At 65.1% G+C, this 26,920-nt stretch carries 25 protein-coding genes; 17 read left to right on the plus strand and 8 right to left on the minus strand.

The window, feature by feature from the left end:
- Positions 1–309 precede the first annotated feature (309 nt).
- The gene (locus IC761_RS09665; protein ID WP_195803018.1) at positions 310–903 is read right to left on the minus strand and encodes a hypothetical protein; all 594 of its coding nucleotides are present in this window, start codon (positions 901–903) and stop codon (positions 310–312) included.
- 218 nt (positions 904–1,121) lie between these two features.
- Here IC761_RS09665 and IC761_RS09670 point away from each other — a divergent pair, with 218 nt between their 5' ends.
- The 10 genes from IC761_RS09670 to IC761_RS09715 all read left to right on the plus strand — a co-directional run bounded on the left by IC761_RS09670 (position 1,122) and on the right by IC761_RS09715 (position 13,514).
- Entirely contained in the window at positions 1,122–3,461 is a 2,340-nt protein-coding gene (locus IC761_RS09670; RefSeq protein ID WP_195803019.1) for a mechanosensitive ion channel domain-containing protein, read from the plus strand.
- Between the two features lie 90 nt (positions 3,462–3,551).
- Complete coding sequence (locus IC761_RS09675; protein ID WP_195803020.1) at positions 3,552–4,550, plus strand: tripartite tricarboxylate transporter substrate-binding protein; 999 nt, start codon at positions 3,552–3,554, stop codon at positions 4,548–4,550.
- 220 nt (positions 4,551–4,770) lie between these two features.
- Complete coding sequence (locus tag IC761_RS09680) at positions 4,771–6,366, plus strand: NAD-dependent malic enzyme (protein ID WP_246791557.1); 1,596 nt, start codon at positions 4,771–4,773, stop codon at positions 6,364–6,366.
- Positions 6,367–6,597: 231 nt separating this feature from the next.
- Positions 6,598–6,990, plus strand: coding sequence for a BlaI/MecI/CopY family transcriptional regulator (locus IC761_RS09685; RefSeq protein WP_195803022.1), 393 nt, complete (start codon positions 6,598–6,600; stop codon positions 6,988–6,990).
- Positions 6,987–9,506, plus strand: coding sequence for a M56 family metallopeptidase (locus tag IC761_RS09690; RefSeq protein ID WP_195803023.1), 2,520 nt, complete (start codon positions 6,987–6,989; stop codon positions 9,504–9,506). Before IC761_RS09685 ends, IC761_RS09690 begins: the two co-directional genes overlap by 4 nt.
- Before the next feature lie 174 nt (positions 9,507–9,680).
- On the plus strand, positions 9,681–11,138 hold the full coding sequence (locus IC761_RS09695; protein WP_195803024.1) for a DUF1800 domain-containing protein: 1,458 nt from the start codon (positions 9,681–9,683) through the stop codon (positions 11,136–11,138).
- A 2-nt stretch (positions 11,139–11,140) separates the two neighbouring features.
- Positions 11,141–12,391 (plus strand): DUF1501 domain-containing protein, encoded by a 1,251-nt coding sequence (locus IC761_RS09700; protein ID WP_195803025.1) that lies wholly within the window; start codon positions 11,141–11,143, stop codon positions 12,389–12,391.
- A gap of 30 nt (positions 12,392–12,421) precedes the next feature.
- Complete coding sequence (locus tag IC761_RS09705) at positions 12,422–12,589, plus strand: hypothetical protein (protein WP_195803026.1); 168 nt, start codon at positions 12,422–12,424, stop codon at positions 12,587–12,589.
- A 152-nt stretch (positions 12,590–12,741) separates the two neighbouring features.
- Positions 12,742–13,266: a septal ring lytic transglycosylase RlpA family protein gene (locus tag IC761_RS09710; protein WP_195803027.1), complete on the plus strand. Its 525-nt coding sequence runs from the start codon at positions 12,742–12,744 to the stop codon at positions 13,264–13,266.
- A gap of 95 nt (positions 13,267–13,361) precedes the next feature.
- A complete protein-coding gene (locus IC761_RS09715; protein WP_195803028.1) occupies positions 13,362–13,514 on the plus strand; it encodes a hypothetical protein in 153 nt (50 codons plus the stop codon).
- Between the two features lie 13 nt (positions 13,515–13,527).
- Here IC761_RS09715 and IC761_RS09720 read toward each other — a convergent pair whose 3' ends face one another.
- From IC761_RS09720 to IC761_RS09730, 3 genes are all read right to left on the minus strand, one after another.
- Positions 13,528–13,833: a hypothetical protein gene (locus IC761_RS09720; RefSeq protein ID WP_195803029.1), complete on the minus strand. Its 306-nt coding sequence runs from the start codon at positions 13,831–13,833 to the stop codon at positions 13,528–13,530.
- 113 nt (positions 13,834–13,946) lie between these two features.
- Complete coding sequence (locus IC761_RS09725; RefSeq protein WP_195803030.1) at positions 13,947–14,219, minus strand: hypothetical protein; 273 nt, start codon at positions 14,217–14,219, stop codon at positions 13,947–13,949.
- 130 nt (positions 14,220–14,349) lie between these two features.
- On the minus strand, positions 14,350–17,037 hold the full coding sequence (locus IC761_RS09730) for a flavin-containing monooxygenase (RefSeq protein ID WP_195803031.1): 2,688 nt from the start codon (positions 17,035–17,037) through the stop codon (positions 14,350–14,352).
- A 187-nt stretch (positions 17,038–17,224) separates the two neighbouring features.
- Between IC761_RS09730 and IC761_RS09735 the strand changes: the two genes are divergently transcribed.
- Entirely contained in the window at positions 17,225–17,473 is a 249-nt protein-coding gene (locus IC761_RS09735; protein WP_195803032.1) for a hypothetical protein, read from the plus strand.
- 82 nt (positions 17,474–17,555) lie between these two features.
- Positions 17,556–19,028: a carboxylesterase/lipase family protein gene (locus IC761_RS09740; RefSeq protein WP_195803033.1), complete on the plus strand. Its 1,473-nt coding sequence runs from the start codon at positions 17,556–17,558 to the stop codon at positions 19,026–19,028.
- 7 nt (positions 19,029–19,035) lie between these two features.
- Here IC761_RS09740 and IC761_RS09745 read toward each other — a convergent pair whose 3' ends face one another.
- Entirely contained in the window at positions 19,036–19,215 is a 180-nt protein-coding gene (locus IC761_RS09745) for a hypothetical protein (RefSeq protein ID WP_092228438.1), read from the minus strand.
- A gap of 159 nt (positions 19,216–19,374) precedes the next feature.
- Between IC761_RS09745 and IC761_RS09750 the strand changes: the two genes are divergently transcribed.
- Entirely contained in the window at positions 19,375–20,169 is a 795-nt protein-coding gene (locus tag IC761_RS09750; RefSeq protein WP_195803034.1) for a DODA-type extradiol aromatic ring-opening family dioxygenase, read from the plus strand.
- Between the two features lie 192 nt (positions 20,170–20,361).
- Here the strand turns inward: IC761_RS09750 and IC761_RS09755 are convergent, their stop codons facing one another.
- From IC761_RS09755 to glgC, 3 genes are read right to left on the minus strand one after another with little or no spacing between them, the layout of a single operon-like run.
- Complete coding sequence (locus IC761_RS09755; protein WP_195803035.1) at positions 20,362–20,622, minus strand: SemiSWEET transporter; 261 nt, start codon at positions 20,620–20,622, stop codon at positions 20,362–20,364.
- Positions 20,623–20,652: 30 nt separating this feature from the next.
- Positions 20,653–22,089 carry a glycogen synthase GlgA gene (glgA, locus tag IC761_RS09760; RefSeq protein WP_195803036.1) on the minus strand — a complete coding sequence of 479 codons (1,437 nt, stop codon included), beginning with the start codon at positions 22,087–22,089 and terminating at the stop codon, positions 20,653–20,655.
- Positions 22,086–23,348 (minus strand): glucose-1-phosphate adenylyltransferase, encoded by a 1,263-nt coding sequence (gene glgC, locus IC761_RS09765; protein WP_195803037.1) that lies wholly within the window; start codon positions 23,346–23,348, stop codon positions 22,086–22,088. Before glgC ends, glgA begins: the two co-directional genes overlap by 4 nt.
- 350 nt (positions 23,349–23,698) lie before the next feature.
- Here glgC and IC761_RS09770 point away from each other — a divergent pair, with 350 nt between their 5' ends.
- From IC761_RS09770 to IC761_RS09785, 4 genes are all read left to right on the plus strand, one after another.
- A complete protein-coding gene (locus tag IC761_RS09770; RefSeq protein ID WP_195803038.1) occupies positions 23,699–24,184 on the plus strand; it encodes a hypothetical protein in 486 nt (161 codons plus the stop codon).
- A 213-nt stretch (positions 24,185–24,397) separates the two neighbouring features.
- Positions 24,398–25,243 carry a CmcJ/NvfI family oxidoreductase gene (locus IC761_RS09775; RefSeq protein WP_195803039.1) on the plus strand — a complete coding sequence of 282 codons (846 nt, stop codon included), beginning with the start codon at positions 24,398–24,400 and terminating at the stop codon, positions 25,241–25,243.
- Positions 25,244–25,345: 102 nt separating this feature from the next.
- Positions 25,346–25,657, plus strand: coding sequence for a septal ring lytic transglycosylase RlpA family protein (locus tag IC761_RS09780; RefSeq protein ID WP_195803040.1), 312 nt, complete (start codon positions 25,346–25,348; stop codon positions 25,655–25,657).
- A gap of 48 nt (positions 25,658–25,705) precedes the next feature.
- On the plus strand, positions 25,706–26,875 hold the full coding sequence (locus IC761_RS09785; protein WP_195803041.1) for a Gfo/Idh/MocA family protein: 1,170 nt from the start codon (positions 25,706–25,708) through the stop codon (positions 26,873–26,875).
- The last annotated feature ends 45 nt before the right edge of the window (positions 26,876–26,920 follow it).

The raw sequence follows: 26,920 nt of genomic DNA on the forward strand, positions 1-26,920 counted from the left end.
AAAGCGCCCAGTTCCGTCCTTCACAATTGTCGATGGACTCATTGATCCGGCTTGACAGTTTTATGTCACGGGAGGACCATGCGTGCGGTCGCGAACAAGCGACGCGTAATGTCCAACCTCATGAGCAAGGGGAGGTCTATGACACCACCTCCGCAAATCCAGCCGCGTTAAGTGCGATGGAGCTCGTTCGGACTATCGCATAGCGGCAAAAACCGCGAACGGCACGCCGGGTCCAGGTTTAGAGGGCTGCATCAGTAAGGCAGAGCCCCTACCTGCCCGGCGCTGTGCGTTTTGTACCGGGCCGGTGCGCTAGGCTTTCTTCTGCACGCCAAAGAGGTCGCCGAGCCATTGATAATAGACCGGCTGCTTGTCATGCAGCGTGGCGCGGTCGTTCGGCGGACGGTCGACATTGCCCCAGAGATAGAGGCTTCCCGTCACGGCGAAGAACTCCTGCACGTTCTTGAGCACATAGGCGTCCGCCGGATAGAGCTCGTTCTGTTTCGCGATGTCATAGAAGCGCACGAGGTCCGGATTCTGCAACGCGCCCGGCAGGACGCGGAAGTGATAGGCGTGCAGCAGTTCGTGCAGCAGCACCGGCTTCTCCGGCGCGACGACCGCCGCGTCCACCGTGACGCCGTCCGCCTTGGACGAGAAGTGCCCGCCGCCATCGCCCTGTCCGGGCTTGACCGAGACCGGCTGGCTCTTGAAGAAGGTCATGATCTCAGGCTTCGCGCCGCAGTCGATCACGATGTCGATCTGATGCTTCAGCGAGGCAACGATCTCCTTGAGATTCGGCAGGTCCTGCGCGGCACTGGCGTCGACATTGATGCCGCGATAGCTGAAGGTCGCGCCGCTCTGCGCGATTGCGGATCGCGTGGCGAGCAGAGCCGCCGCTGCGATCATGAGTCGGCGTCGATCGACATGTATCATGCGAAGTCCCCAAATCACGCCGTTCTGCTTTTGGTTCCATCATGCCTGCGTTGCGGCAAATGCCAAGAGATTGTCGCCTCAACGGCAAACTTCCGACACAGGATCGGGGCGAATAGCGTCCATCCGACATGACGCAGTGCTTCGCGCGGTCACGATTCCGCCGGCGCATTTCATTTTTTCAAGGAATCCGCGTGTCGCATAAGCTTGTCCCGGCGCTTCTTGCCGCCATCCTCCTCGCCATCTCCGCTCTCTCCAGCGCCCGCGCCGAGCCGGCCGCGCCTGCCGCGAGCAGCGCCGCTGCGCTGTCGCCCGACGAGGCGAGGCGCGCATTGGAGACGCTCCAGGACGACCAGAAGCGCGCGCAGATGATCGACACCTTGCGTGCGATTGCGAACGCGTCGGGTCCGCAGCAGGCGGCGGCGCCGGCGCCCGCGCCGAAATCGCCGATCCCGCTTTCGGCCGACGGTCTCGGGGCGCAGCTTCTGCTCACCGTATCCGAGCAGATCGGCGAGGTTTCGCGCGAGGTCGCCGACATGGCGCGGACGCTCACTCATTTTCCGGCGTTCTACTACTGGATCGTGCGGACCGCGAACGATCCTGCGGCCTATAATCTGCTGATCGAGATCGCCTGGAAGCTGGCGCTGGTGTTTGGCTGCGCTTTCGCGGCGGAATGGGTGATCTTCCGCCTGATCCGACGGCCGGTCGCGTTCCTGGAAGCGCGCGTGCCGCAGACCGCGCGCCTGCCGGCGCAGACGTTGCCGATTGCCGACCCGCCGTCGTCGGTGACCGATGTCACCCCTTCGCCGGAATTGCACAGCCGCCGCCACAGCCTCGCGCGCGTCTGGCAATTGCTGCTGCGGCTGCCCTTCGTGCTCGGCCGCCTCGTGCTCGAACTGCTTCCAGTGATCGTTTTCGTCGGCCTCGCCACCACCCTGCTCGGAACGGAGATCGGCGAGCCCGCTACCGTCCGCCTCGTCATCCTCGCTGTCGTCAACGCCTACGCGTTCTCGCGCGGGCTGATCTGCGTCGTTCGTGCATTGGCAGGGCCGTTCGGCCTGTTTCCGGTCCGCGCAGAGACCGCGGCCTATATCGAGATCTGGGCGCGCCGCATCGTCGGCGTCGGCGTCTCCGGCATCGCTTTTGCGAATGTCGCATTGCTGCTCGGGCTGCATCGTGCCGGCTACGCGGCGCTGTTGCGCATGGTGATGCTGGTCGTGCATCTCTTCATCGTCGTCATCATCCTGCAATGCCGCCGCCAGGTCGCGGACGCCATTCGCGCGCCGGCGGACCGGCAGGGGATCGCAGCGCGGCTGCGCAACCGCATCGCCGGCGGCTGGCACTATCTGGCCATCGCGCTCGACATCGCGCTGTGGGCGGTCTGGGCGCTCAACATCCGCAACGGCTATTCGCTGCTGCTGCAATATTTCGTCGGCACCATCGCGGTGGTCTTGATCACGCGCGTCGCCATCGTGGTGACGCTGAGCCTGATCGACCGCGGCTTTCGCATCAATCCGGAGATCCTCCGGCGCTTTCCGGGCCTGGAGACCCGCGCCAACCGCTATCTGCCGTTGCTGCGCAAGATCGTCTCCGGCGTGATCGCCTTCATCGGCTTCGTCGCCGTGCTCGAGGTCTGGGGTGTCGATGCCATCGTCTGGTTCTATGGCGGCCAGATCGGCAGCCGGCTGATCTCGGCCGTGGTGACGATCGGCCTCGCCGTCGTCATCGCCGCGGCGATCTGGGAGGCCAGCAATGCGCTGCTGGACCGCCAGATCAATACGCTGTCGCGCGACGGTCATTATGCCCGCGCCGCGCGGCTGCGCACGTTCCAGCCGATGCTGCGGACGGCGCTGTTGTGCCTGATCGCGACCGTCGTCGGCCTCACTGCGCTGAGCGAGATCGGGGTCAACGTCGCCCCATTGCTCGCAGGCGCCGGCATCGTCGGCATCGCCATCGGCTTCGGCTCGCAAAAGCTGGTGCAGGATCTCATCACCGGCCTGTTTTTGCTGCTGGAGAACACGGTCCAGGTCGGCGACACCGTCAGCGTGTCGGGTCTCACGGGCGTGGTCGAGAATGTTTCTATCCGCACCATTCGTCTGCGCGCCGGCGACGGTGCCGTGCACATCGTGCCGTTCAGCGCGGTGACGACCATCACCAATGCCAGCCGCGGCGCCGGCAATGCATCGGTCAGCGTCAACGTCGCCTACAAGGAGGACACCGACCGCGCCGGCCAGATCCTCAAGGACATTGTCGACGAGATGCGCCGCGAGAGCGAATTCCGCCCGTTGATCCGCGGCGACCTCGAGCTCTGGGGCATCGACAAGGTCGACGGCGCCATGGTGTCGATCGTCGGCCAGATCCGCTGCACCGAAGCCGGCCGCTGGCCGGTCCAGCGCGAATTCAACCGCCGCATGAAGCAGCGCTTCCAGCAGAACGGCATCGAAATCGCATCCGCCACCCAGACCATCCTGATGCAGATCGCGCCGCCGTCAGATGGCGCCGTCAATCTGACGCCGCGGCGCGCGACCGGGTAAATTCCGGCTTGCCTCCATTCATTCGGCATCGTTCACTCCGGCTCCAGTCCGCTCGCGACATGCGGACGACAAAGACGGTGGGAGAGATTGATGCGGGGGCTGTGGGCTGGATTACGCGGTCATGTGATCGTCATTTGCGCTTTGCTCGGGTGCGGGGTGTCGATCGCACCGGCCAGCGCCCAGAATTTTCCCTCGCGCCCGATCACGCTGGTGGTGCCGTTCGCTGCGGGCGGACCGACCGATACGCTGGCGCGCATCTTGTCCGAGCGCATCGCGGCGGAGCTGCGCGCGACCATCGTGGTCGAGAACGTCGCCGGCGCCTCTGGCAGCATTGCCGGTGCCCGCGTCGCGCGCGCGGCTCCGGACGGCACGACCATCACCATCGGCCATTGGGGCACCCATGTGCTCAACGGCGCAATCTTCAAGCTGCCTTATGACGTGGTCGGCGATTTCGAGCCCATCGCGATGATCGCAATGGGAACGCAGCTCATCGTCGGCCGGAAGACGCTCGAGGCCAACAATCTCAAAGAGCTGATCGCCTGGTTGAAGGAGAACCCCGGCAAGGCCACCGCGGGCACGGCGGGTGCCGGCACGGGAGCACATGTCGCCGGTGTCTTCTTCAAGGAGAAGACCGGCACCGACTTCCAGTTCGTGCCCTATCGCGGCGCCGGGCCCGCGATGGTCGATCTGGTCGCCGGCCAGATCGACATCATGTTCGACCAGGCCACCAATTCGCTGCCGCAGGTCAAGAACGGCGCGATCAAGGCTTTTGCGGTGACCTCGCCGACGCGGCTTGCGTCCGCGCCCGACATCCCGACCGTCGATGAGGCCGGGCTACCCGGGCTCTACATCTCCTATTGGCACGGCATCTGGGCACCGAAGAACACGCCGAAGGAGATCGTTGCAAAGCTGAATGCGGCGATCGTCGCCGCACTTGCCGATCCGTCCGTCAAGCAGCGCTTTGCCGAATTGGGGCAGGAGATCCCGCCGGCGGACCAGCAATCGCCCGCAGCGCTCGGCGCCTTCCAGAAGGCCGAGACCGAGAAATGGTGGCCGATCGTGAAGGCCGCGGATATCAAGCCGGAATAGCTTTGCGGCGTTAACTTTTGCGTCGGCGCAAGCTGCGATCTCGCGCGAAAATCTCGCTGCGGTGCGAGATCACAATCGTTGCTGACGAGGCAACATCCTTGATCTCGATGGAGCGCTGGCAGACAATGATTGCCCTTCAATAAGAAACTCCCTGGGGGAATCCGTGAATAGACCTGCTCGGGTCGCAGCCCAACCGACGTCATCCGATCAACCGCACGGCATGACGCTGCTGCGCGATCCCCTGCTCAACAAGGGCACCGCCTTCACGGAAGCGGAGCGCGATGCAATGGGCCTGCGCGGCCTGCTGCCGGCTTGCGTATTGACGATCGAGGCGCAGGTCGAGCGCGTGCTGATCAATCTGCGATCGCTGCCGACCGACCTGGAAAAATACGTCGCGCTGAACGCGCTGCATGATCGCAACGAGGCGCTGTTCTTCCGCGTCGTCGTCGACAACATCGACGAGATCCAGCCGATCATCTACACGCCGACGGTTGGGCTTGCCTGCCAGAAATTCGGCCTGATCTTCCAGCGGCCGCGCGGCATGTTCATCACCTCGCACGATCGTGGTCAGATCGGCGAGATCCTGAAGAACTGGCCCTATCCCGCCAAGCTGATCGTCGTCACCGATGGCGAGCGTATCCTTGGCCTCGGCGATCTCGGCGCCAACGGCATGGGCATTCCGGTCGGAAAACTCTCGCTCTACTCGGCCTGTGCCGGTGTGCATCCCGAGCATTGCCTGCCGATCGTGCTCGATGTCGGCACCAACAATGAAGAGCTGTTGAACGATCCCTATTATCTCGGTCTGCGCGAGCGACGGCTGACCGGCGAGGCCTATGACAGCTTCGTCGACGAATTCATGGTCGCGGCGCGGAAGACGTTTCCGGGCGTGCTGATCCAGTTCGAGGATTTCGCCAATCATTCGGCATTCAAGCTGCTGCACAAATACCGGGATGAAACCTGCGTCTTCAACGATGACATCCAGGGCACCGCGGCGGTGGCGCTGGCCGGCCTGTTCTCGGCGCTGCGTGTGAATGGTGGCAAGCTGAGGGATCAGCGCATCCTGTTCCTCGGCGCCGGCGAGGCGGCGACCGGCATCGCCGATCTCGTGGTCTCCGCGATGATGGCGGAGGGCGCCACTGAAGCGGAGGCGCTCCGGCGCAACTGGCTGGTGGATTCCCGCGGCCTCGTCGTTGCGCGGCGCGAGGGCCTCCATGGCCACAAGCTGCGCTATGCCCATACCGATCAGGCGCCGATCTCCGACTTCCTCACCGCGATCAGGACGCTGAAGCCGACGGCAATCATCGGCGTCGCCGCGGTCGGCGGCGCCTTCACGCCCGACGTGCTCAAGGCGATGGCCGAGCTCAACGACAAGCCGATCGTGTTCGCGCTCTCCAATCCGACCTCGAAGGCCGAATGTTCGGCGGAGGACGCCTATCGCTACACCGAGGGCCGCGCGCTGTTCGCCTGCGGCAGCCCCTATGATCCGGTGACGCTCAACGGCCGCACCTTCGTGCCGCGCCAGGGCAACAATTCCTACATCTTCCCGGGCGTCGGCCTCGGCGTCATCGCCAGCCGCTCGCGCCTCGTCACCGACGAGATGTTCATGGCGGCCGCCCATACGCTGGCCGATTGCGTCGGCAAGGAGGACCTCGCGCAGGGCAGCCTCTATCCGGCGCTGCCCCGCATCCGCGAGGTTTCGGCCCGAATCGCCGCCGCGGTGGCCGATGTCGCCTACCAGCGCGGGCTCGCCGACGGACCGGCGCCGAACGACGTGAAGGCCCTGGTCTCGTCGCAGATGTACGAGCCGAAATACTAGAGCGCGATGAAGGCAGGCTCGATTGGCGTCCCGGATCACCTCTCCCTGCGGGAGAGGTGATCTGAGCTCCTCGGTTCGCATCGATTACCAAAACACATTCCGCCTTAGCGGAAACAGCCAATAGGTCAGCCCGGCGATACCATTTCAGGTGGAATCGCCGTTGCCTGGCGCGGGCGTATATGCGACAGTCTGTAGCGTTACAAGAGAACTCAAGCCGTTAGGTAGGCCACCATGGACGATCGTTTGCCCGAACTGGGCGACCTCGAGCACGAGGTCATGCAATTGGTTTGGGCCCACGGTCCGGTCACGGCTGAAATCGTCCGCGAGCGGCTGTCGCGGCGACTGAAGGAATCCACGGTGCGCACGGTGCTGCGCCGGCTCGAGGAAAAGGGCTATGCTCACCACACCGTGGACGGCCGCACCTACGTCTACCATGCGGCCGAGCCGCGGGCGAAGGTGGCCGCCAAGGCGGTGCAGCGCATCGTCGACTGGTTCTGCAACGGGTCGATGGAGGAGGTCCTCGTCGGCATGGTGGACAATGCGATGCTCGACCAGCAGCAATTGCGCACGCTGGCCGACCAGGTGGCCAAGGCGAAGAAGGCGAAGGGAGTGAAGAAAGAATGATCGCAACTCTGGCGGAGGCGGCGCTGCGCTCCCTTGTGCTGGGAGGCGTCGTTTGGTTCGGTCTCAATCTGTTTCGCGTGCGCAATCCGCACGTCCACATGACGGCGTGGGTCGTCGTGCTCATGGCCTCGCTGGCCATGCCCTTCGTGATGCATTGGCCGACGCTCACCATCGACCGGCTGCCTTTGTCCGTGCCGGTGCCGGACGAATTGTGGCCGGCCGACATTTCGATGCTGGAGACGCCGCAGCCGGCGCTGCCGATCGCGCCAGGCACTGCGGTTGTGCCGCAGGTGAAGAGCGCCGTCTCGATCGATTGGCGGCTCCTGGCCACCATCGGCTATGCCGGAATCGCCGGCCTGTTGCTGTTGCGGCTTGCCATCGGCCTCGGCCTGACCTGGCGGATGGCGCGGGCGGCAAAGCCGATGAAGGGCGGGCAGCTGATCGATGCCGACGTGCGCGTCAGCCGCGATGTCGGCGGTCCCGTGACCTTCGGCTCGACCATCCTGGTGCCGCCGCAATTCGCCGGCTGGGACGCCAAGAAGCGCCTCGCGGTGCTCGCGCATGAGGGTGCGCATGTCGCCAATCGCGACTTCTACGTCCTGCTGCTCGCCTCGCTCAATCGCGCGGTGTTCTGGTTCAGCCCGTTCTCGTGGTGGCAGCTCGCCCGTCTCGCCGAGCTTGCCGAGATCATCAGCGACGCCGAGGCGATCGAGGTGATCGACGACCGCTGGTCCTATGCCGAAATCCTGCTCGACGTCGCAACATCCGTGAAGCCGCGGCCGATGGAGCTCGCGATGGCGCGGGCCTCGACCGTGCGCGCGCGGGTGGAGCGCATCATCGCGGCCGCCGCCATGCCCGTGGCGGTCGGCTGGCGCAAGCGGCTGTGGATCGCGGCGGCGATTGTGCCGGTCATGATCGTCTCCGCCGGCATGATCGCCTATCGCACCCCGGATCCCGCGCCGCTTGCGGCGGATCTCGGCGAGGTGCCGGCGGAGCACTATCGGCCGTTCGTCAATTTCTATGCGATGGGTCCGGCCTCGGTGTTCGCCATCTTCCGCGAGGGCGACGATCTCTATGGACAGCTGACCGGGCAGCGCAAGCTGCGCCTGACGGTCGGCAATGACGGCACGGCGTCCTACGCGGCCTCGTTCGGCGAGATCACGTTCCCGGTCGACGCGGAGCGTCGTTCGTCCGAGCTGATGCTACGCATGAACGGTCGCGACATGCGCGCCGCGCGCGTTGCCGAGATGCCGACGGCGGCCGCCGATTCCGCGTCACTTGACCAGTATGTCGGCTGGTACAGGATGGCGCCGAATCGCGTGCTCACCGTGCGGCGCGATGGCGATCGGCTCCAGGTGCAGGAATCCGTGCAAGGCGGTGCCGCGCTCCTGGCCGAAGGTGCCGATGTCTTCTCGATCCAGGGCCGCAATCTCCTGATCTTCCTGCGCGACGGGGAGGCCAAGGTCTCGCGCGTCCTGGTCCAGAATGCGGTGTTCGGCGCCCGTCTCGCGCCGCGGATCGATGCGGCGACGGCGCAGGCCATCGAGGCCGACTTCGCGCGCCGGCTCGCGCAGGTTCCGGAACGTTTCCGGGAGCAGGTCCCGGCCGACGGCGGCAAGGAGATGATCCTGCGCGGGATCGAGGATCTGCGCCACGGCACGCCGAACTACGACCGCATGAGCGCGCCGCTCGCGGCCAAGGTACACCGGCAGCTCGGCGAGCTGACTGCGACGGTCGTGGCGCTCGGCGCGGTGGAATCGATCTTCTTCCGCGGCGTCGGCCCCGGCGGCTACGACATCTACGGCGCACAGTTCGAAAACGGCGCGGCCGAATTCCGCCTGCTGATCGACCCCGACGGCAAGGCCGGCGACGTGCTGTTCCGTCCCAACGGCAATAGCGAACTCGGCGGCATGGTCTCCTGTGCCGAGGAGGCGAGCGTTCGCGGCCGCACCGGCACCTCGCCGATCAGGATCATGATCTACAACGACATGGGTGACGACATCCAGGTCTTCAATCTCGACGGCGACGGCAATCACCGGGCGCAGAGCGTCGTCAGGGCCAACATGTCCTGGGCTTCCACGACCACCGTGAACAATCCGTGGATGATTGCCGACAAATCGGGACGATGCCTGGAGATCCTGGTGCCGGGCCGGCAGACGCGCTTCCACAATGTCGAGGCTTCCAGCCTCGGCGCGCGACCGGGGCGCGCTGCTCGCCGCGACGTTCCGATCGCCAATGGCGAGGAGATGCTGCGCCACTATATCGACGGCGTCGGCAAGGGGCAGCCGGACTACGATCTCATGACGACCGAAGTTGCCGATCTCACGCGTCAGCAGCTTCCGTTCGATCAGGCGATCCTGGCCCGGCTCGGAACGCTGCGGGCGATCTCGTTCCGCGGCGTCACCGCGCTCGACAGCGACATCTATATCGCCCAGTTCGCCAACGGCTCGGCGGAATGGCGCATCGGCGTCAGGAACGGAACGATCACGAAGATCGCGCTCGGGCCGAGTTTCTAGACTGCTGCGACGCATCCGCCGGCTGGCGGATGCCGGTTCGCGCCGTCAGAGCCTTGCTCAATCTCAACTTGCATCCGTCCATCGCTAATGCTACGTTGTGTAGCATTACGGTTCGTACCGGACCGAGGCGTATCGCCCCGCCGTCCGGTGGCTCGAAACAGTTGGGCATTCGCCATGAGCAATTCTGCAAAGGCCGAAGCTGTGCTGGCGCTCCATCGATTCGGGATGGGACCACGGCCGGGATCGATCGCCGCTGTTGGCACCGATCCGCGAGGCGCTTTGATCGCCGAGCTCGACCGGCCGCTGGTGCTCAGCGCGGCCACCAACCTTCCCACCAGCGCCAAGGCATTCCGCACCGTGGCCGACGCCAATGCGCGGCGAACGGCGCGCGCCAAGCAGGCGCAGCAGCAGGCAAAGAAGCAGCAGATGGCTTCCGCGCCCGCCATGTCGGAAGACCAGACGCAGGCACCAGGACAAGGCTCCGAGAAGGACGCCGCCGAGATGGCGGCCAAGCAGGCCGCCGAAGCCGTGCCAGATCCCGGACGTCCGATGTATTTGCAGGAGGCCAAGCTGCGCACGGAGGCGGCGCTCGCCGCCGAGATCGGCTTCGCCGAACGGCTGGTGTGGTTCTGGTCCAACCATTTCTGCATCTCGGCCAACAAGATCCAGAGCATGTCCGGCGCCTATGAGCGCGAAGCCATTCGCGCCAATACGCTCGGCCGCTTCGTCGATCTGCTGCTGGCGGTCGAAGGCCATCCGGCGATGCTGTTCTATCTCGACAACCTGGAATCGATGGGGGCGAACTCGATTGCCGGCATCAACCGCAATCGCGGCCTCAACGAGAACATCGCGCGCGAGATCATGGAGCTGCACACGCTCGGTGTGCGCACCGGCTACACCCAGGACGACGTCATCAGCTTCGCCAACGTCATGACCGGCTGGACGCTGGTGCCGCCGGGCGTCGATCCCCAGCATGGCGGCGAGTTCACCTTCAACCCGCGCCTGCACGAGCCCGGCGGACAGACCGTGCTCGGCAAGCGCTACGAGCAGGAGGATGCCGAGCAGGGCCGCGCCGTGCTGCGCGACCTCGCCGCAAACCCCGCAACCGCGACCCATGTCGCGACCAAGCTCGCGCGGCATTTCGTGGCCGACGAGCCGCCGCCAGCGCTGATCGAGCCGATGGCGAAGACGTTTCGCGACACCGAGGGCGATCTCAAGCAGGTCGCGATCACCATGGTGTCGTCAGATGAAGCCTGGCGCGGGCCGCCGTCAAAGCTCAAGCGTCCCAGCGAATGGGTGATCGGCATGGTGCGCGCCACCGGCATCACGGTGGTCGATCCCGTGCGCTACACCGGGGGCCAGGAATTGCTCGGCGAGGCGCTGTGGCGTCCGTCGGCGCCGAAGGGCTATCCTGACGACGAGGCGAGCTGGATCGACGGCGTCGGCCGCCGGCTCGACGTCGCCAACAATTTTGCCGAGCGGATCACCGGCACGGCCGATCCGCAAGCCATCATCGAGGACGTCTTCGCATCCGAGATCGGAGCGGACGTGAAGCAGGCGGTCGGGCGCGCGGAGAGCCGGCAGCAGGCGCTGGCGCTGTTGTTCATGTCGGCAGATTTTCAGAGGAGGTGAGCATGGGCCTGGTCAACCATCTGCCCACAAGGCGCGAGCTTCTGGTCGGCTCCGGTGCGCTGTTCGCGTGGAGCCAGATGCCGCGGCTCGCGCGTGCCGAAGGCCGCGATCCGCGCCTGCTCGTCATCGTGCTGCGCGGCGCGCTTGACGGCCTCGGCGCGGTCGCGCCCGTGGGCGATCCCGACTGGATCGCGTTGCGCGGCGACCGCGCGCTGGTCGCGGACGGCAAGACGCCGGCGCTGCCGCTCGATGCTTTCTTCGCGCTCAATCCGGCGATGCCGAACCTGCACCGGCTCTACAAGACCGGCAAGGCCGCGATCGTCCACGCCACCGCGACGCCCTATCGCGAGCGCTCGCATTTCGACGGCCAGGACGTGCTCGAGAGCGGGCTCACCAAGCCCGGCATGACCAGCTCGGGCTGGCTCAACCGCGCGCTCGTCGCGCTGGAATCCGGCGGTCGTGTCGATCCGCGCGGCAGCCGTGCGCTCGGCATCGGCTCGGTGACGCCGCTCGTCGTGCGCGGCTCGGCGCCGGTGATGACATGGGTGCCGCAGAAGCTGTTGCCGGCGAGCGCGGACACGCAGAACCGTCTGCTCGATCTCTACCAGCATACCGACCCGAAGCTCGCGACCGTGCTCCAGGCGCGCATGAAGCTCGCCTCGCTCGACGGCGCGATGGGCACGGGTGAAGCGATGTCGGACGACCCGACGCTGGCGCCGCCCGGCATCGCGCGTGTGCGCGCCTATTTTGCGGAGGCCGCCGGCACGGCCGCACGCTATCTCGCAAAGCCCGACGGTCCGCGCGTCGGCGCCATGGGATTTGTCGGCTGGGACACGCACATCGCCGAAGGTGCCGCCGCAGGTCAGCTCTACAATCTGCTCGGCGCGCTCGACGGCGCCTTTGCGTCCATCGAGACCAACATGGGCGAGGCCTGGGGCGAGACGGTCGTCGCCGTCGTCACCGAGTTTGGCCGCACCGCGCGCATCAACGGCACGCAAGGCACCGACCACGGCACGGGCACGGTGGCCTTCCTGATCGGCGGCGCGCTCTCCGGCGGCCGCGTGATCGCGGACTGGCCGGGCCTGAAATCGGAGCAGCTGTTCGAGGACCGCGATCTCAAGCCGACCACTGACTTGCGCGCCGTGCTGAAGGGCCTGCTCAGGGATCATCTGCGCGTCGACGAGAAAGTGCTGGCGGATGCGGTCTTCCCCGGCAGCGCGGATGTCAAGGCAATGGGAGGCCTCGTCGGCTGACGACGTGGCCACTGCAACTTGATCGGGTCCATGATGTGCACACTGACACAACGGGAGCTCGACTTTCTCGCCAGCCTGAAAACGGGCTGGCGGCTGCTCTATCGGCGCGAGCTGATGCGGCTTCTGAGGGGCGACGGCGACACTGCTGAGGCTCAGCCGGACGCGCGCCCGATGCTCTGGCGCGTCGTATCGGGCTGATTTTTCGCTGAATTTGTCCCGATTCAGGACATCGACTGTGGTGGATTCGTCACAGCCGGTGCCAAACAACCCCCGCCTTACCCCCGCTCGGCTTCAGCCAAGGTTCTGCCCTCATTGCCCACCGAAACTTGGGGTTGTTCGGAGGGCGTATCATGTCTCGCTTTGCACGTGCCGAAAATGCCCGGATTTCCCCCGCAACCTCGTGCCGGCTGCTGCTCGCATTCATCGGCGCCGCATCGCTTGCCGCCTGCGCGCAATCGCCGGTCGGTCGCCAGAGGGCCGATCTTGGCACGACCACAAGGCAGTCCGCGATCGAGCGGCCGCACCGGGTGGCGGCGCTGCATCCGCATCCGATCTTCAGGCCGCGTCCGTCTCATGATACGGCGAGCACCAGGCCGACGGCGTCGCAGGGCGTTGCGAGCTTCTATTCGGACACGGAGACCGCGAGCGGCGAGAAGTTCGACAAGAACGAGTTGACCGCGGCCCATCCCACCTTGCCGTTCGGCACCAAGCTGCGCGTCACCGATGTTTCCTCCGGCCGCTTCGTCACCGTCAGGGTCAACGATCGCGGCCCCTTCGTTCACGGACGCGTCGTCGACATCTCCCCCTCCGCGGCCGAGGCGCTCGGCATGGTCGACAAGGGCGTCACCAATGTCAGGCTCGACGTCGTGCGATAGGCCGCGATTTCATTTGAGGGCCGCGCTTAACCGGCTGTTAGCCGACGTCGCTCACGATGGGGGCTTCGACACATCGAGGCTTTTGGGGGCGGCGCTTGAACACGATCCAGTATCTCGAAGATCAGGCCGCGCGCGCCGAGCGGCTCGCCAAACGGATCACGGATACGCTGACGATCGAAAAGCTCCTGAGCTTCGCCGGCGACCGCCGCCGCGAGATCGAGGTCATCGCCGCCAGGCGGCGTGGATAACCTCGGCAATCCCTCAGCTATTGGCTGCGACGAAATCTCTGAGGTAGTCGGGAAGCGTAATCCCGTCGATGTCGCAGCGCGCCCGGATTTCGCCGGCGATCTCGGGCGAGATATCCTTGACCCAGTGCTCGAGCGTGTTGAACGAGATCACCTTGACCGGATCATTGAAGCAGCCGGCCACGAGCTCGCCGATCGTGGTTTCGAGATCGCTGCGCTCGATGCGGATCTCGGTCGCTTTGTCGCGGCGATCGATCACCACGAACAGGGTCTGATCTGCGCCATAGGGCACGGTCGGGGATGGTACGCCAGCTTCGATCATCTCAGCACTCTCGCCTCAGCATCCGATCCCCGATAACGGGAAAAACCGGACGAAGGTTCCTGCGCCTGTGAGAAGCTGGTCGTATGGGTGCGGGCAGAGGCCTCTGCGCGTCGTTAGAGAAATTCCCGCAGCCGCGACAGCTCGGCGATGTGCTCCGGCGAGAGGATCTCAGTCACCAGCGGCGGCTGCGGCGCCGTGTGGATCTCATAGAGGTGCCGGGTTGCCGGCGGCTTCTCCATGAAGGCTGTGATGCACTGGTCGAGCGTGCCTTCGCTGACGTGGTAAGATTCCCGGTCCGGCCTGCGCTGGTTTGCAAGCGACGGCCATTTGTGCAGCACGGCCGGCACGCCGAAATCGACCTTTGAATCAGTGGCTGATGCCCCCATCGTCCTCGCCTCACGCAAAAAGAACCCCGGCACGCAGACACGCGTACCGGGGCCCACACCAATCGCTGCATCTCTATGCCACGTTTCGATAACGCGGTGGCCGGGACATGGTTCCCGGCCGATCGCGGCCTTAACTTGCGGCCGCTGCGATCTTGTGCCCCGGGCTGACATGGCCGTGACTATGCTCGTCATCGTGCCTTAACCCCGGCGGCAGCCCGGCAAAGCGCCGCAACGCCTCGGCCATCTGCGTCCGGCCAGTCACGCCGGTGATGACTACGTCGACCATCGTGAAGGACGAGTGGAAATGGCCGTGCGCCTTGAGCTGCTCGACCGCGACGCCGGCCGCGGCCATCGCGTCCGCATAGGCGATGCCCTCGTCGCGCAGCGGATCGAATTCGCAGGTGACGACGAAGGCCGGCGGCAACCCTGAGACCTTGCCGCGCAACGGCGAGACGCGCGGATCGGTGCGGTCGGCCGGCGAGCAGTAGAGGTCCCAGAACCAGTCCATCAGCGAGCGCGTCAGGAAATAGCCGGTCGCATTGTCGTTGTAGGAGGGACGGTCGAAGCTGCAATCGGTGACCGGGCAAATCAGCAGCTGGCCGGCGATCGCCGGGCCGCCGCGGTCACGCGCGAGCTGGCAGGTGACGGCGGCGATGTTGCCGCCGGCGCTCCAGCCCGCAACCAGCACCGGACCCGGCTGGCCGCCGAGCTCGACCGCATGCTCGGCGATCCAGCGCGTCGCCGCATAGCCGTCCTCGGCTGCGGTCGGAAAGCGATGCTCCGGCGCATGGCGATAGCCGACGCTGACGAACATCATGCCGGTCCGCCGCACCATGTCACGGCAGAACGGTTCGTCCGATTGCTCATCGCCGAGCACCCAGCCGCCGCCGTGGAAATAGACCACGATCGGATGCGGTCCCGCCGTCGCGGGCTTGTAGACACGATAGGGCAGCGGACCGTCGGCGCCGGGCAACGTGCCGTCGACGACAGCGCCGATCGGCCGTCCGGCAGGGCGGCCCTTGTTGAACTCGTTGACGAAGGCCCGGGCGCCTTGCGCGCCCATCGACTCGATCGGCGGCAGGTTGAGCGTTGCGAGCAGGTTCAGCACCAGCCGCACATCCGGTTGCAGGCGTACCACCTCGCCGTCATTGCACTGCGCGGCGACATTGGGGCCGGTCAGCTTGAAGCCGAGCATGCCGCGGCTCGTGACCTCGTCGCAGATGCTGCGATAGGGGCCGACGCCGCCGGTATAGGGCATCAGCGCGTGCACCTTGCCGGGAACGTTGGCGCCGGTGTACCAGGTGTTGGCGAGCCGGTGCAGCGTCAGCATCGCGCAGTCGGCCATGTGCCGGCCCCAGCCGGCCTGCGCCGTCTCGGTCGCTTCGACCGTGGTGAAGCCGGCGTCGCGCAATTGGGCGAGGCGATCGACCACCCAGTCGACATGCTGCTCGATCGACACCGCCATGTTCGACAGCACCGACGGGCTGCCGGGCCCGGTGATCATGAAGAAGTTCGGGAAGCCTTCGACCGTGAGCCCGAGATAGCTCTCGGGTCCGTGCGCCCAGACATCGGACAGCGACTTGCCGCCGCGGCCGGTGATCGGATGCACGGCGCGGATCGCGCCGGTCATGGCGTCGAACCCGGTCGCGAACACGATGACGTCGACGTCGACGTTGCGCTTGGCCGTCGTGATCCCGCTTTCCGTGATTGCCTTGATCGGCTCCTGGCGCAGATTGACCAGCGTGACGTTCGGCCGGTTGTAGGTCGCGTAGTAATTGGTGTCGAGGCAGGGACGTTTGGCGCCGAACGGATGATCGTGCGGCATCAGCGCAGCTGCCGTTTCCGGATCCTTCACGATCGCCGAAATCTTCTCGCGTATGAAGTCGCAGACCAGTCTGTTGCCGTCGAGCTCGGAGCCCTGATCGGCCCAGAGCTGGGTCAGGATGTGGACGAGGTCGCCGGCGGCCCAGGCGCGTTCGAAGCGCTCGCGACGCTCGGCCTCGCTCAATTGCCAGCTCACCGCCGTCTGCTGCGGATAGGGCACGCCGGTCATCGACTGACGCGCCTGATCGCGATACGCGGCGCGGTCGCCTTGCAGCAGGCTCATGCGGTCGTCCGGCGCGGGGCCGTTATGCGCGGGCAACGCGAAATTCGGCGTGCGCTGGAACACGGTCAGATGCGCGGCCTGTTCGGCGATCAACGGGATCGACTGGATTCCCGACGAGCCGGTGCCGATCACGGCGACGCGCTTGCCCGCAAGGTCGACGCCGCCATGCGGCCAGCGTCCGGTGAAATAGACCTGGCCGCGAAAATCCTTGACGCCGTCGATCTCCGGCGGCTTTGGCGCGGAGAGGCAGCCGGTCGCCATGATGTAGAAGCGGCAGGAGACGGGCGCGCCGCTGTCGGTCGAGAGCTGCCAGCGCTCGGTCGCCTCGTCCCATTTGGCTTCCGTCACCTTGGTCTTGAAGCGGATATCGCTGCGCAGGTCATAGCGGTCGGCGACGAAGCCGAGATAGCGCAGGATCTCCGGCTGGGTCGCGTATTTCTCCGACCAGGTCCAGGCGGTCTCGAGCTCGGGATCGAAAGTGTAGCTGTAGTCGATGGTCTGGATGTCGCAGCGTGCGCCGGGATAGCGGTTCCAGTACCAGGTGCCGCCGACATCGCCGGCTTCTTCGAGCGCGACCGTCGAGAAGCCGGCCTTGCGCAAACGATGCAGAAGATAGAGGCCGGCAAATCCGGCGCCGACCACGGCAACATCGACCTGTTGGACGGTTCCATTCGCTTTGGAATCGCGTGCGGCGACCATTGCGTCAGGCATGGCATTCCTCCCGTGTATTTTTGTTTGCCGGCAGGCTAACGCCGCCAGCCCGGTCTGTCATCAGAACAAGTGCAATCTCCGGTAGTCGTTTGCGGCGTCATCGTGGCGCGAACGTTGCGTCAATGCACGCATCGCGATGCACAATGGCCGTGATTGCCCGGGCTAATCATGTACGATCCGTCCGTGTATGCTTGCGGTTACTAGCCACGCGTACCGACCGGGCGTCATGACAGAGTTGAGTGAGCGGACCAAAGCCAACATGGACGTCGTCCTGGAGGAGACGTGCCGCCAATTGCCGCATGGCGGTGATCACGACAGCCGCAGGTTCATCGCCGAGCGCCTGATCGAGGCGGCACAAGCCGGCCATTCCACGCTCGGCGAGCTCGGCATCATCGCGCGCCGCGCGCTGGCGGAGATTATCGGCAAGGGCGGCTAGGCGCGGCTGCAAGGCTTGCCTCGCCGCCGGCGCCGGACGTAACCTCCGGGGGAACCTTACCGCGCATCGAGATCCCCCGAAGATGCGATCCCTGCTAGCGGGCGTTGCGGCTTTTGTCGTCCTCTGCTGCACCGGCATCGCCACCGCGCAGCCGGTCGGACAATTTCCATTCGCGTTGACGCGCGAGGGGCAGATGCTCGGCGCCGTCGAGGGCGAGGTCGCCTCCTTCAGGGGGCTCGCTTATGCGAAGCCGCCGGTCGGCGCACTGCGCTGGCGGCCGCCGCAGCCGACGCCGGAAAGCTCGGAGATGCGCACTGCCTACGACTATGGCGCGCCTTGTCTTCAGCCGTTGATCTCCGGGACGCGCGAGGATTGCCTGACGCTCAACGTGTTCCGTCCGTTCGGCGTCGACGGCCCGTTGCCAGTGATGGTGTTCATCCATGGCGGCGATTTCGCAAGAGGCACGGCGAACGATCCGCTGTTCGACGGCGCCAAGCTCGCGCAGGCCGGCCTCATCGTCGTGACCGTGAATTACCGCCTCGGCGTGCTCGGCTTTCTCACGCATCCCGCGCTGTCGGAAGGCGGCTCCGGCAATTTCGGTCTGATGGACCAGATCGCGGCGCTCAATTGGGTACACGACAACATCGCGGCCTTCGGCGGCGATCCCGGTAACGTCACCCTGTTCGGGAACGGCGCAGGCGCGACCTCGATCGCGCTTTTGATGCTGTGCTCCCAATCGCGCGATCTGTTTCAGAAGGCCATTCTGCAATCAGTGCCCGGCCGTGCACACCTGAACTCGTCGCAGCAGGCCGAGGCCGCGGGCCGACAGCTTATCGCCGCGCTCGGGCCGGAGGCGGATATGCGCGACGCGAAAGCGATGCGGCTACTTGCCGTCGAAAAAAATCTTCTGGCGAAATCGCCCCATGGTTTTGGGCCAGCGATAGACGGAAACCTCGTGACGGAAGACGTCGCCGCCGGATTTGCCGCAGCACACCAGAGCCGCGTTCCCCTGATCGTCGGTTCGAACGACGATGAGACACGCTTTGACGGCGAGCTCGACATCAAGGACGCGCTTTCATCCGCAGGCGAGAGCATCGATGAGCTGCGCAAGCTCTATCCCGACGTCGCGAGGCCGGCAGACCTTGCGGCCAGTTTCTACACCGACAAGGTCTTCTCCGAGCCGGTGCGTTTGCTGGCTCGGCTTCATGCCGCAACCGGCGCGCCGACCTTCCGCTATCGTTTTGCCTATGTGCCGCAGGCGCAGCGCCGCAATCCCGACGAAGGGCATGGGCGCGAGCTGCAGTTCATCTTCGGTGCGGAGGGCGTGCCCGGCGCGGGCATCTTCTCGCGCGGCGACCGCGAGGTCGCGAGCCGCCTGCGCGCCTACTGGATCAACTTTGCCAAGAGCGGCGATCCCAACAGCCCCGACCTGCCGCATTGGGACGCGGTCGCAGACCGCGATCGCCTGCTGCTGATCGCGAATGATCGCATCGCGAGCGGCGACGACCCTTGGGTAGAGCGTCTCGACCGGCTCGCGCCCGAGAGCAAGAAATGAGTGAGACTTAGGCGGCGAGCTCGACGCGGGGCGCCGGCGTCAACCGGTCTTCCTCCAGATAGTCCATCGCACCATCCTTCTCGACGGCGTAGAATTGCTGGCCTTCCTTGGAGCGGTAGGCGGCGCGAACGACACCGCGACGGCCCTTGTCACTGTTGACGACGTCCCCCAGCGCAAACTTCTTCATCTCACGACTCGCTTGTCTTCTGGCCGATTCCTTCGGCCACGTCGGATTCTCGCCGGCAAATCGTTAACGGCTTGCTAACCATGACGATTTCCCTATGCTCGCCGCCGATTGCGCGGGCCGCTGGCACGCGCATGTTCTGAAACAGGCGAGCCGACACCCATGACGCGATTACCGACCCTCTTCCTGTCCCACGGCGGCGGACCCTGGCCGTTCATGGAGGACCGGCGGGTGCAATATGCCAGGACCGCCGCGGAGTTCGCTCGGCTGCCGCAACTGCTGCCGGCAAAGCCGAAGGCGGTGCTCGTCATCACCGGCCATTGGGAGGCAGATGCTTTCACCGTGTCGACCTCGGCGCATCCGCCGATGGTGTACGACTATTACGGTTTCCCCGAGCATACCTATCACATCAAATATGCGGCGCCGGGAAAGCCCGAGCTTGCCGCCGAGGTGAAGGCGCTGCTCGCGCGCGCCGATCTCGAGTGCCGGGAAGATGCCAACCAGGGTTTTGACCACGGCACCTTCGTGCCGCTCGGCCTGATGTATCCGAACGCGGACATGCCGATCGTGCTGCTGTCGCTGAAATCGAGCTACGATGCGGCCGAGCACATCAAGGTCGGGCAGGCGATTGCATCGCTGCGCGACGAAGGCATTCTGATCGTCGGCAGCGGGCTCACCTATCACAACATGCGCGGCTTTGGCCGCGCAGAGTCGAAGCCTGTCTCCTATGACTTCGAAGCCTATCTGAACGAGGCGATCAGCAACCCGGATGCGGCGCGCCGCAACGCGATGCTGGTCGATTGGGAGCACGCGCCGAGTGCGCGGTTGGCCCATCCGCGCGAAGACCATCTGCTGCCGCTGATGGTCGCAGCCGGCGCCGCCGGCAGCGATGTGGGCGAGCGCGTCTTCGTCGACGAGGTCGCCAGCGTCGCGATGGCGTCGTATGTGTTCGGGTGAATCGTAGGGCGGCGTTTGGCGCCGCAACCCTCTCCCCTTGTGGGAGAGGGTGGATCGCCGCGCAGCGGCGAGACGGGTGAGGGGTTTCTCTCGACTCGGGAATCTTGCGTAGTGAATTTGCCGAGCGAACCCCTCATCCGGCGCTTCGCGCCACCTTCTCCCACAAGGGGAGAAGGAAGAGGCGAGCAGGGCTCACCCATATTTCAGCTTCATCGCCAGAATGCCGCCGGCGAGCAGCATGGTGATGGCGTTGGCGGCGACGAGCGGCGCATCGCCCGAGAGCAGGCCGTAGATCAGCCAGAGCGCCAGGCCCAGCACCATGATCAGGAACATGCCGAGCGAGATGTCGCGCGCCGAGCGGGTCTTCCAGACCTTGATGACTTGCGGCGCGTAGGCGACAGTGGTGCAGGTGGCGGCGGCAAAGCCGATCAGCTTGATGACGAAGGGTTCCATGCCGGCTCTATAGCATGGATTCGACGAGGGTCACGCCATGCGGCGGGATGCCATCAGGCCGCGATAGAGCGCGGCATATTCGCCGGCCCGGTTGCGCCACGAGACGTCGGTCGCAAGGCCCGTGAGCTGCAATTGGCGCCACGCCGGCTTGTCGTGGAAGGCGAGGCTTGCGCGCCTCAATGCAGCCGAGAGATTGTCCGACGTGACCGGGCCGAAGGTGAATCCCGTCGCCGGTTCGCTGACCGTGTCCGCAAGACCGCCGACGCGCGACACGATCGGCACGGCGCCATAGCGCAGCGCGCAGAGCTGCGTCAGGCCGCATGGCTCGAACCGCGATGGCACGACGAGGGCGTCGACGCCGGCCTGGATCAGGTGAGCAAGCGCCTCGTCATAGCCGATCACGGCCGCGATCCGTCGCGGATGCGCACGGGCAGCTTCACGGTAGCGATCCTGTAACTCGGCGTCACCGCTGCCGAGCAGAGCCAGTTGCATGCCTTCGCCCAGTATGGTGGGGATGGCCTCGAGCAGGAGATCGAGACCCTTCTGCCACGACAGCCGGCTGATGACGCCGAGCAATGGTGCGTCGGTCAGGAGATCGAGCCCGAGCCGTTGCTGCAAGGTCGCCTTGTTCGCCACCCGAAACGACATCTCGTCGGCATCGAAGCGGCAGGCGATCAGCGGATCGGTCCGCGGATTCCACACCGAGACGTCGACGCCGTTGAGGATGCCGCTCAGCACGCTCGCGCGCTCGCGCAAGAGGCCGCCGAGCCCCATGCCGCCCTCGTCGCTCTGGATCTCGCGCGCGTAGGTCGGCGATACCGTGGTGATGCGATCGGCGAATTGCAGGCCGGCCTTCAGGAAGCTGATCCCGCCAAAATATTCGAGCCCATTGACGTCGAACGACGCGTCCCCGGGCAGGCCGATCGCGCCCGTCAGCGCGCGGTCGAACTTGCCCTGATAGGCCATGTTGTGAATGGTCATCACGGTGCCGGGCCGCGGACGGTTGTCATAATGGAGATAGGCCGGCGCGAGCCCGGCCTGCCAGTCATGGGCATGTACGATTTCGGGCACGAAGGCGGAGACAAGGCCGTGGCCGATATCGGCTGCCACGCGCGCCAGCGCCGCAAAGCGCACGCCGTTGTCCGGCCAGTCGGTGCCATCAGCGGTGACATAGGGATTGCCGGGCCGTGCGTAGAGATGCGGCACATCCAGCACGAACAGGTCGAGCCCGTCGCGTGTGCCGGCGAGCAGCCGGCCGGGCCCGCCGAAATAATCCGGCCAGCGCCACACCTCCTGCGCGCCCGCGAGCATCCGCATCACATCGGGATAGCCCGGCATTAGCGTGCGCATCTCGACGCCATGCGCCTTCAGTGCGATCGGCAGCGCGCCGGCGACATCCGCGAGGCCGCCGGTCTTGACGATGGGATAGACTTCGGAGGCGACCGCGAGGACGCGAACAGGCGTCATGTATTGAGCCTGTCGATCATCGGCTGGGTGATCAGCGAGACGCCCTGCTCGGTGGTGCGGAAGCGTCTTGCGTCGAGCTCGGGATCTTCGCCGACGACAAGCCCCTCGGGGATTTCGATGCCGCGGTCGATCACGACGTTCTTGAGCCGCGCGCCGCGGCCGATATTGACGTAAGGCATGATCACGGCGTTCTCGACGCTGGCATAGGAATTGACGCGCACGCCGGTAAACAGCAGCGAACGTCGCAGCGAGGCGCCGGAAATGATGCAGCCACCGGACACCAGCGAGCTCACCGCCGAACCGCGCCGGCTCTCTTCGTCATGGACGAATTTCGCCGGCGGCGTGATCTCGGCATAGGACCAGATCGGCCAGGCGCGGTCGAACAGGTCGAGCTCCGGCACCACGTCGGTCAAATCGATGTTGGCGGCCCAATAGGCGTCGACCGTGCCGACGTCGCGCCAATAGGAGCGGGGATCGTCGCCCGAACGGACGCAGGAGCTGGAGAACTGATGCGCGATGGCGCGGCCGTTCTTGACGATGTAGGGGATGATGTCCTTGCCGAAATCGTGGTTCGAATTCGGATCCTCGGCGTCGCGCTTGAGCTGGTCGTAGAGGAATTTGGCATCGAACACGTAGATGCCCATGCTGGCGAGCGAGACGTCGGGCTTGCCCGGCATTGGCGGCGGATCCTTGGGCTTTTCCAGGAATTGCTGGATCCAGCCGTTCTCGTCGATATGCATGATGCCGAAGCCACTGGATTCCGCGCGCGGCATTTCGAGGCAGCCGACGGTGACGTCGGCGCCGCTGTCGACATGCTGCCGCAGCATCACCTCGTAATCCATCTTGTAGATATGATCGCCGGCGAGCACGACGATGAAGCGGCAGGCATGCGACTCGATGATGTCGATGTTCTGGTAGATCGCATCCGCCGTGCCGACATACCACATGTTCTCCGACACGCGCTGGCTGGCGGGAAGGATGTCAAAGCTCTCGTTGCGCTCGGGGCGGAAGAAATTCCAGCCCATTTGAAGATGCCGGATCAGGCTGTGCGCCTTGTACTGGGTCGCGACCGCGATGCGGCGGATGCCGGAGTTCACCGCGTTCGACAGCGCGAAATCAATGATGCGGGATTTGCCACCGAAATAGACCGCGGGCTTGGCGCGCCGGTCAGTCAGCTCCAGCAGCCGGCTGCCGCGTCCGCCGGCCAGGACGAACGCCAGCGCCTGGCGGGCAAGCGGCTCATTTCCGGCGGCACTCATGTCATCCTCCCACTCACGCTTGGCGCAGGCCGCGGCCTGTTGTCGCGAGGAGCCCGTTGGGCCCGCGCCCGTTGGAACCGATAGTAGCGGTACGAATAGTCAATCGGGAAGCTGGTTGTTGGTTGCGAACGCGCGGCAAGCTTAATGCTTTGCCGTTCGAGGCCCGCCCTCCGGCGCGGTCGTCTCGTTGTCACATCGGCGCGCTGGAGGGCCCGGCTGATAACAATTCAGGCAAGGGGCCGCGTCTTGTGCGCTGCACGCGAATTCGAAGCTTTGACTTGGCGCAAGGATGCACGATCATGGGGCCTGCGATCTTTTTCCAAACGAAACGTCAGACAGGAGTTGAGGCGATGAGTATCTGGAAAACGGTAGTTTCCTGTTCGCTTGCGACGGCTGTATTGGCCGGTCAGGTCGAGCAGGCGGCGGCGGCGCCGATGCCGACCCATGTCGCGGCCATGAAGGCCGCGACCCCTGAGGCCGCGACGCAGGTGTATTGGCGCGGGCGCGGCTTTGGCTGGGGTATCGGCGGGCTTGCGGCCGGCGCGATCATCGGCGGCGCCATCGCCAGCAGCGGGCCCTACGGCTATTACGGCGGGAGCCCTTATGGCTATTACGGCGGTAGCCCCTATTACGGCTACGGCGGCGGCTATGGATATCCGGCCTACGGGTACGGTTATGGATCCGGTTACGCGCCGGCCTATTACAGCTACGGCTATGGTCCTGGCTACGGTTACGGCTATCGCCCCTACTACCGTCCGCGTCCGTATTACGGCTATCGCTACGGCTACTATCGGCCCCGGGCCTATTATCGCCCTTACTATCGGCACTATTGGTGATTGCGCGTCCGAGGTGGTCATTCTCGGTTTCGATCGATCGAAGATAAGATGAGAACAACTCGTTTGGCGGGATCGCTTCGCCGACGTGATTGTTCTCTTCTTGCCCGTGCCGACGACAGCGACATTGCTATTCGAGCCGGCTCCCTTGCGGCGCAATCAGCGCCCGCCGAGATCAATCTGATGCCGACAAATGAGTTGGCCAGGAGATCAGAGATGGGCCTGCAAGAAACAAAAATCGAATCGCTTCCCTTCGTCACCGCTGAACTCAACTATCTCGCGCCGACATCAGCCAAGCCGCGCACCTATGCCTTCGATCCGCCGCCGGGCGAGCCGAAAAGCACGTCACTGCCGGAGCCGCATCAGGTGCCGATCTTCGACGCACGACTGATCGCCGAAAATTTATCGCTTGATCGCGAAGGCTTTGCGCTGGTGCGCCACCCGACCCGGGTGAAGGATTTTTACAACGACGAGGAAATACGTACGGTCTACTATCCCGCCGTCGAAGCCTTTCTCCGCGCGACGCTGAAGGCCGACCGCGTCGTCATCTTCGATCACACCGTGCGCAAGCGTGTCGCGGGCGCAGCCGACATCCGTGGCGGCGGGCCGCGCCAGCCTGCCACGCGCGTGCATGTCGACCAGACCGTCACGTCCGGCGCCAACCGCGTGCGCGAGCATTTGCCTGATGAAGCCGATGAGCTGTTGAACGGCCGCGTGCAGGTGATCAATCTCTGGCGCCCGATCCGCGGGCCCTTGCGCGATTCACCGCTCGCGATGGCCGACGGCACCACGGTCGCGCCCGAGGATCTTGTTGCGTCCGACCTGATCTATCCGAACCGGCGCGGCGAGACCTATTCGGTGAAATACAATCCGAACCATCGCTGGTTCTATTTTCCCGAGATGACGGCAGACGAAGCTCTGCTGCTCAAGTGCTATGATTCCGCAACCGACGGCCGCACGCGGTTCGGACCGCACACGGCCTTCGTCGATCCGACGACGCCGGCCGATGCACCCCTGCGCGAAAGCATCGAAGTGCGCACGCTCGTATTTCACAAGCAGTAACAATGTGTGATGGCACTGCCGGGTAATGCCCGGCAGTGTTCCCGGAACCATTTGGAACAAGGCGACGTTTGCACGCGGGGCAGGGTAACCGGGAGCGGTGCCGTGCGAGCGCGGACGACCTTATTGCTGTGTGTGACGACTTCTTCTCTCGCCTTCATCTCCGTTGCAAATGCCGAGAGTGGGCTTGCCTCATATTACGGTTACGGAAAGGCCGGCAAAGGCGAGATGACGTGCGCCCACCGTACGCGGCCATTCGGCAGCGTGCTGAAGGTGTCCTGGAGCGGGCACACGATTCAATGCCGCGTGAATGATCGCGGCCCGTTCATCCGTGGCCGCATCGTCGATCTCTCGGTGCCCGCCGCCCGCGCGCTCGGCATGATGAGCGCCGGCGTGGTCCGCGTCTCGGTGGAATAGACCTGCAAGCGCGCTATAGTGCTACCAAACCAGGGGTGAGGGAGCGTTATGGCTGGGATCAGGGTCGGACTCGTCGGCTGCGGCTTCGTGTCGGAGCTGCATATGCATGCGTTCCGGCGCGTCTATGGCGTGGACGTCGAGGTCGCGGCGGTCGCCGCGCGCGGCGACAAGGTCGTCGCGTTCGCTCGGCATCACAATATTGCACGGGTCTATCGGAGCTTCGCCGAACTGATCGCCGATCGAGAGCTCGACATCATCGACATCTGCACGCCGCCCAATCTCCACGCCGAGATGATCGTCGCCAGCATGCAGGCCGGCAAGCATGTCATCTGCGAGAAGCCCTTTGCCGGCTATTTCGGCCGCAACGGCGACCAGCAGCCGATCGGCAAGCACGTGCCGAAGGCGCTGATGTATGAACGGGTGATCGAGGAGATGGACGCGACGCGGGCCGCGATCGAGCGGACGGGAAAGCTCTTCATGTATGCCGAGGACTGGATCTACGCCCCCGCCGTCACCAAGACCGCTGAAATCATCAAGGCGACGAAAGACAAAATCCTGTTCATGAAGGGTGAGGAGAGTCATTCCGGTTCGCACGCGGCGCACGCCGCGCAATGGGCGATGACCGGCGGCGGCTCGCTGATCCGCATGGGCTGCCATCCGCTCTCTGCGGTGCTCTATCTCAAGCAGGTCGAGGCGAAGGCGCGCGGCGAGACCATCCGCGTTGCCAGCGTCACCGGCGATGTCGGCAACGTCACCGCCGGTCTGAAGCCGGGGGAGCGCAGCTACATCAAGGCCAATCCGGTCGATGTCGAGGATTGGGGCACGCTGACGGCGACCTTCTCCGACGGCACCAAGGCGACCGTGTTCTCCGGCGACATGATCATGGGCGGCGTGCGCAATCTGATCGAGACTTATACCAGCGGCGGCTCGCTATTCGCCAACATCACCCCGAACACGCATCTGATGAGCTACCAGACCTCCGAGGAAAAGCTCGCGTCGGTCTACATCACGGAAAAGGTCGACCGCAAAACCGGCTGGCAATATGTCTGCCTCGAGGAGGAATGGACGCGCGGCTATTTGCAGGAAATCCAGGATTTCATGGAATGCGCGGTGACGGGAAGGCAGCCGCTTTCGGACCTAGCGCTGGCCTACGAGACGATCAAGGTGAACTACGCGGGCTATTGGGCCGCGGAGGAAGGGCGACGGGTGGTGTTGTAAGGGTGATGAACCGCCCTCTCCCGCAGGGGGAGAGGGGAAGTGAAT

The organism is Bradyrhizobium commune (assembly GCF_015624505.1).
GTDB lineage: Bacteria > Pseudomonadota > Alphaproteobacteria > Rhizobiales > Xanthobacteraceae > Bradyrhizobium > Bradyrhizobium commune.

Coding starts and splice junctions, on each gene's coding strand:
- IC761_RS09710 (WP_195803027.1), top strand. CDS start 12,742: ATGTCTCGCTTTGCACGTGCCGAAAATGCCCGGATTTCCCCCGCAACC.
- IC761_RS09785 (WP_195803041.1), top strand. CDS start 25,706: ATGGCTGGGATCAGGGTCGGACTCGTCGGCTGCGGCTTCGTGTCGGAG.
- IC761_RS09675 (WP_195803020.1), top strand. CDS start 3,552: ATGCGGGGGCTGTGGGCTGGATTACGCGGTCATGTGATCGTCATTTGC.
- IC761_RS09730 (WP_195803031.1), bottom strand. CDS start 17,037: ATGCCTGACGCAATGGTCGCCGCACGCGATTCCAAAGCGAATGGAACC.
- IC761_RS09720 (WP_195803029.1), bottom strand. CDS start 13,833: ATGATCGAAGCTGGCGTACCATCCCCGACCGTGCCCTATGGCGCAGAT.
- IC761_RS09745 (WP_092228438.1), bottom strand. CDS start 19,215: ATGAAGAAGTTTGCGCTGGGGGACGTCGTCAACAGTGACAAGGGCCGT.
- IC761_RS09775 (WP_195803039.1), top strand. CDS start 24,398: ATGGGCCTGCAAGAAACAAAAATCGAATCGCTTCCCTTCGTCACCGCT.
- IC761_RS09770 (WP_195803038.1), top strand. CDS start 23,699: ATGAGTATCTGGAAAACGGTAGTTTCCTGTTCGCTTGCGACGGCTGTA.
- IC761_RS09690 (WP_195803023.1), top strand. CDS start 6,987: ATGATCGCAACTCTGGCGGAGGCGGCGCTGCGCTCCCTTGTGCTGGGA.
- IC761_RS09705 (WP_195803026.1), top strand. CDS start 12,422: ATGATGTGCACACTGACACAACGGGAGCTCGACTTTCTCGCCAGCCTG.
- IC761_RS09665 (WP_195803018.1), bottom strand. CDS start 903: ATGATCGCAGCGGCGGCTCTGCTCGCCACGCGATCCGCAATCGCGCAG.
- IC761_RS09755 (WP_195803035.1), bottom strand. CDS start 20,622: ATGGAACCCTTCGTCATCAAGCTGATCGGCTTTGCCGCCGCCACCTGC.
- IC761_RS09740 (WP_195803033.1), top strand. CDS start 17,556: ATGCGATCCCTGCTAGCGGGCGTTGCGGCTTTTGTCGTCCTCTGCTGC.
- glgC (WP_195803037.1), bottom strand. CDS start 23,348: ATGAGTGCCGCCGGAAATGAGCCGCTTGCCCGCCAGGCGCTGGCGTTC.
- IC761_RS09685 (WP_195803022.1), top strand. CDS start 6,598: ATGGACGATCGTTTGCCCGAACTGGGCGACCTCGAGCACGAGGTCATG.
- IC761_RS09725 (WP_195803030.1), bottom strand. CDS start 14,219: ATGGGGGCATCAGCCACTGATTCAAAGGTCGATTTCGGCGTGCCGGCC.
- IC761_RS09750 (WP_195803034.1), top strand. CDS start 19,375: ATGACGCGATTACCGACCCTCTTCCTGTCCCACGGCGGCGGACCCTGG.
- IC761_RS09680 (WP_246791557.1), top strand. CDS start 4,771: ATGACGCTGCTGCGCGATCCCCTGCTCAACAAGGGCACCGCCTTCACG.
- IC761_RS09695 (WP_195803024.1), top strand. CDS start 9,681: ATGAGCAATTCTGCAAAGGCCGAAGCTGTGCTGGCGCTCCATCGATTC.
- glgA (WP_195803036.1), bottom strand. CDS start 22,089: ATGACGCCTGTTCGCGTCCTCGCGGTCGCCTCCGAAGTCTATCCCATC.
- IC761_RS09735 (WP_195803032.1), top strand. CDS start 17,225: ATGCTTGCGGTTACTAGCCACGCGTACCGACCGGGCGTCATGACAGAG.
- IC761_RS09700 (WP_195803025.1), top strand. CDS start 11,141: ATGGGCCTGGTCAACCATCTGCCCACAAGGCGCGAGCTTCTGGTCGGC.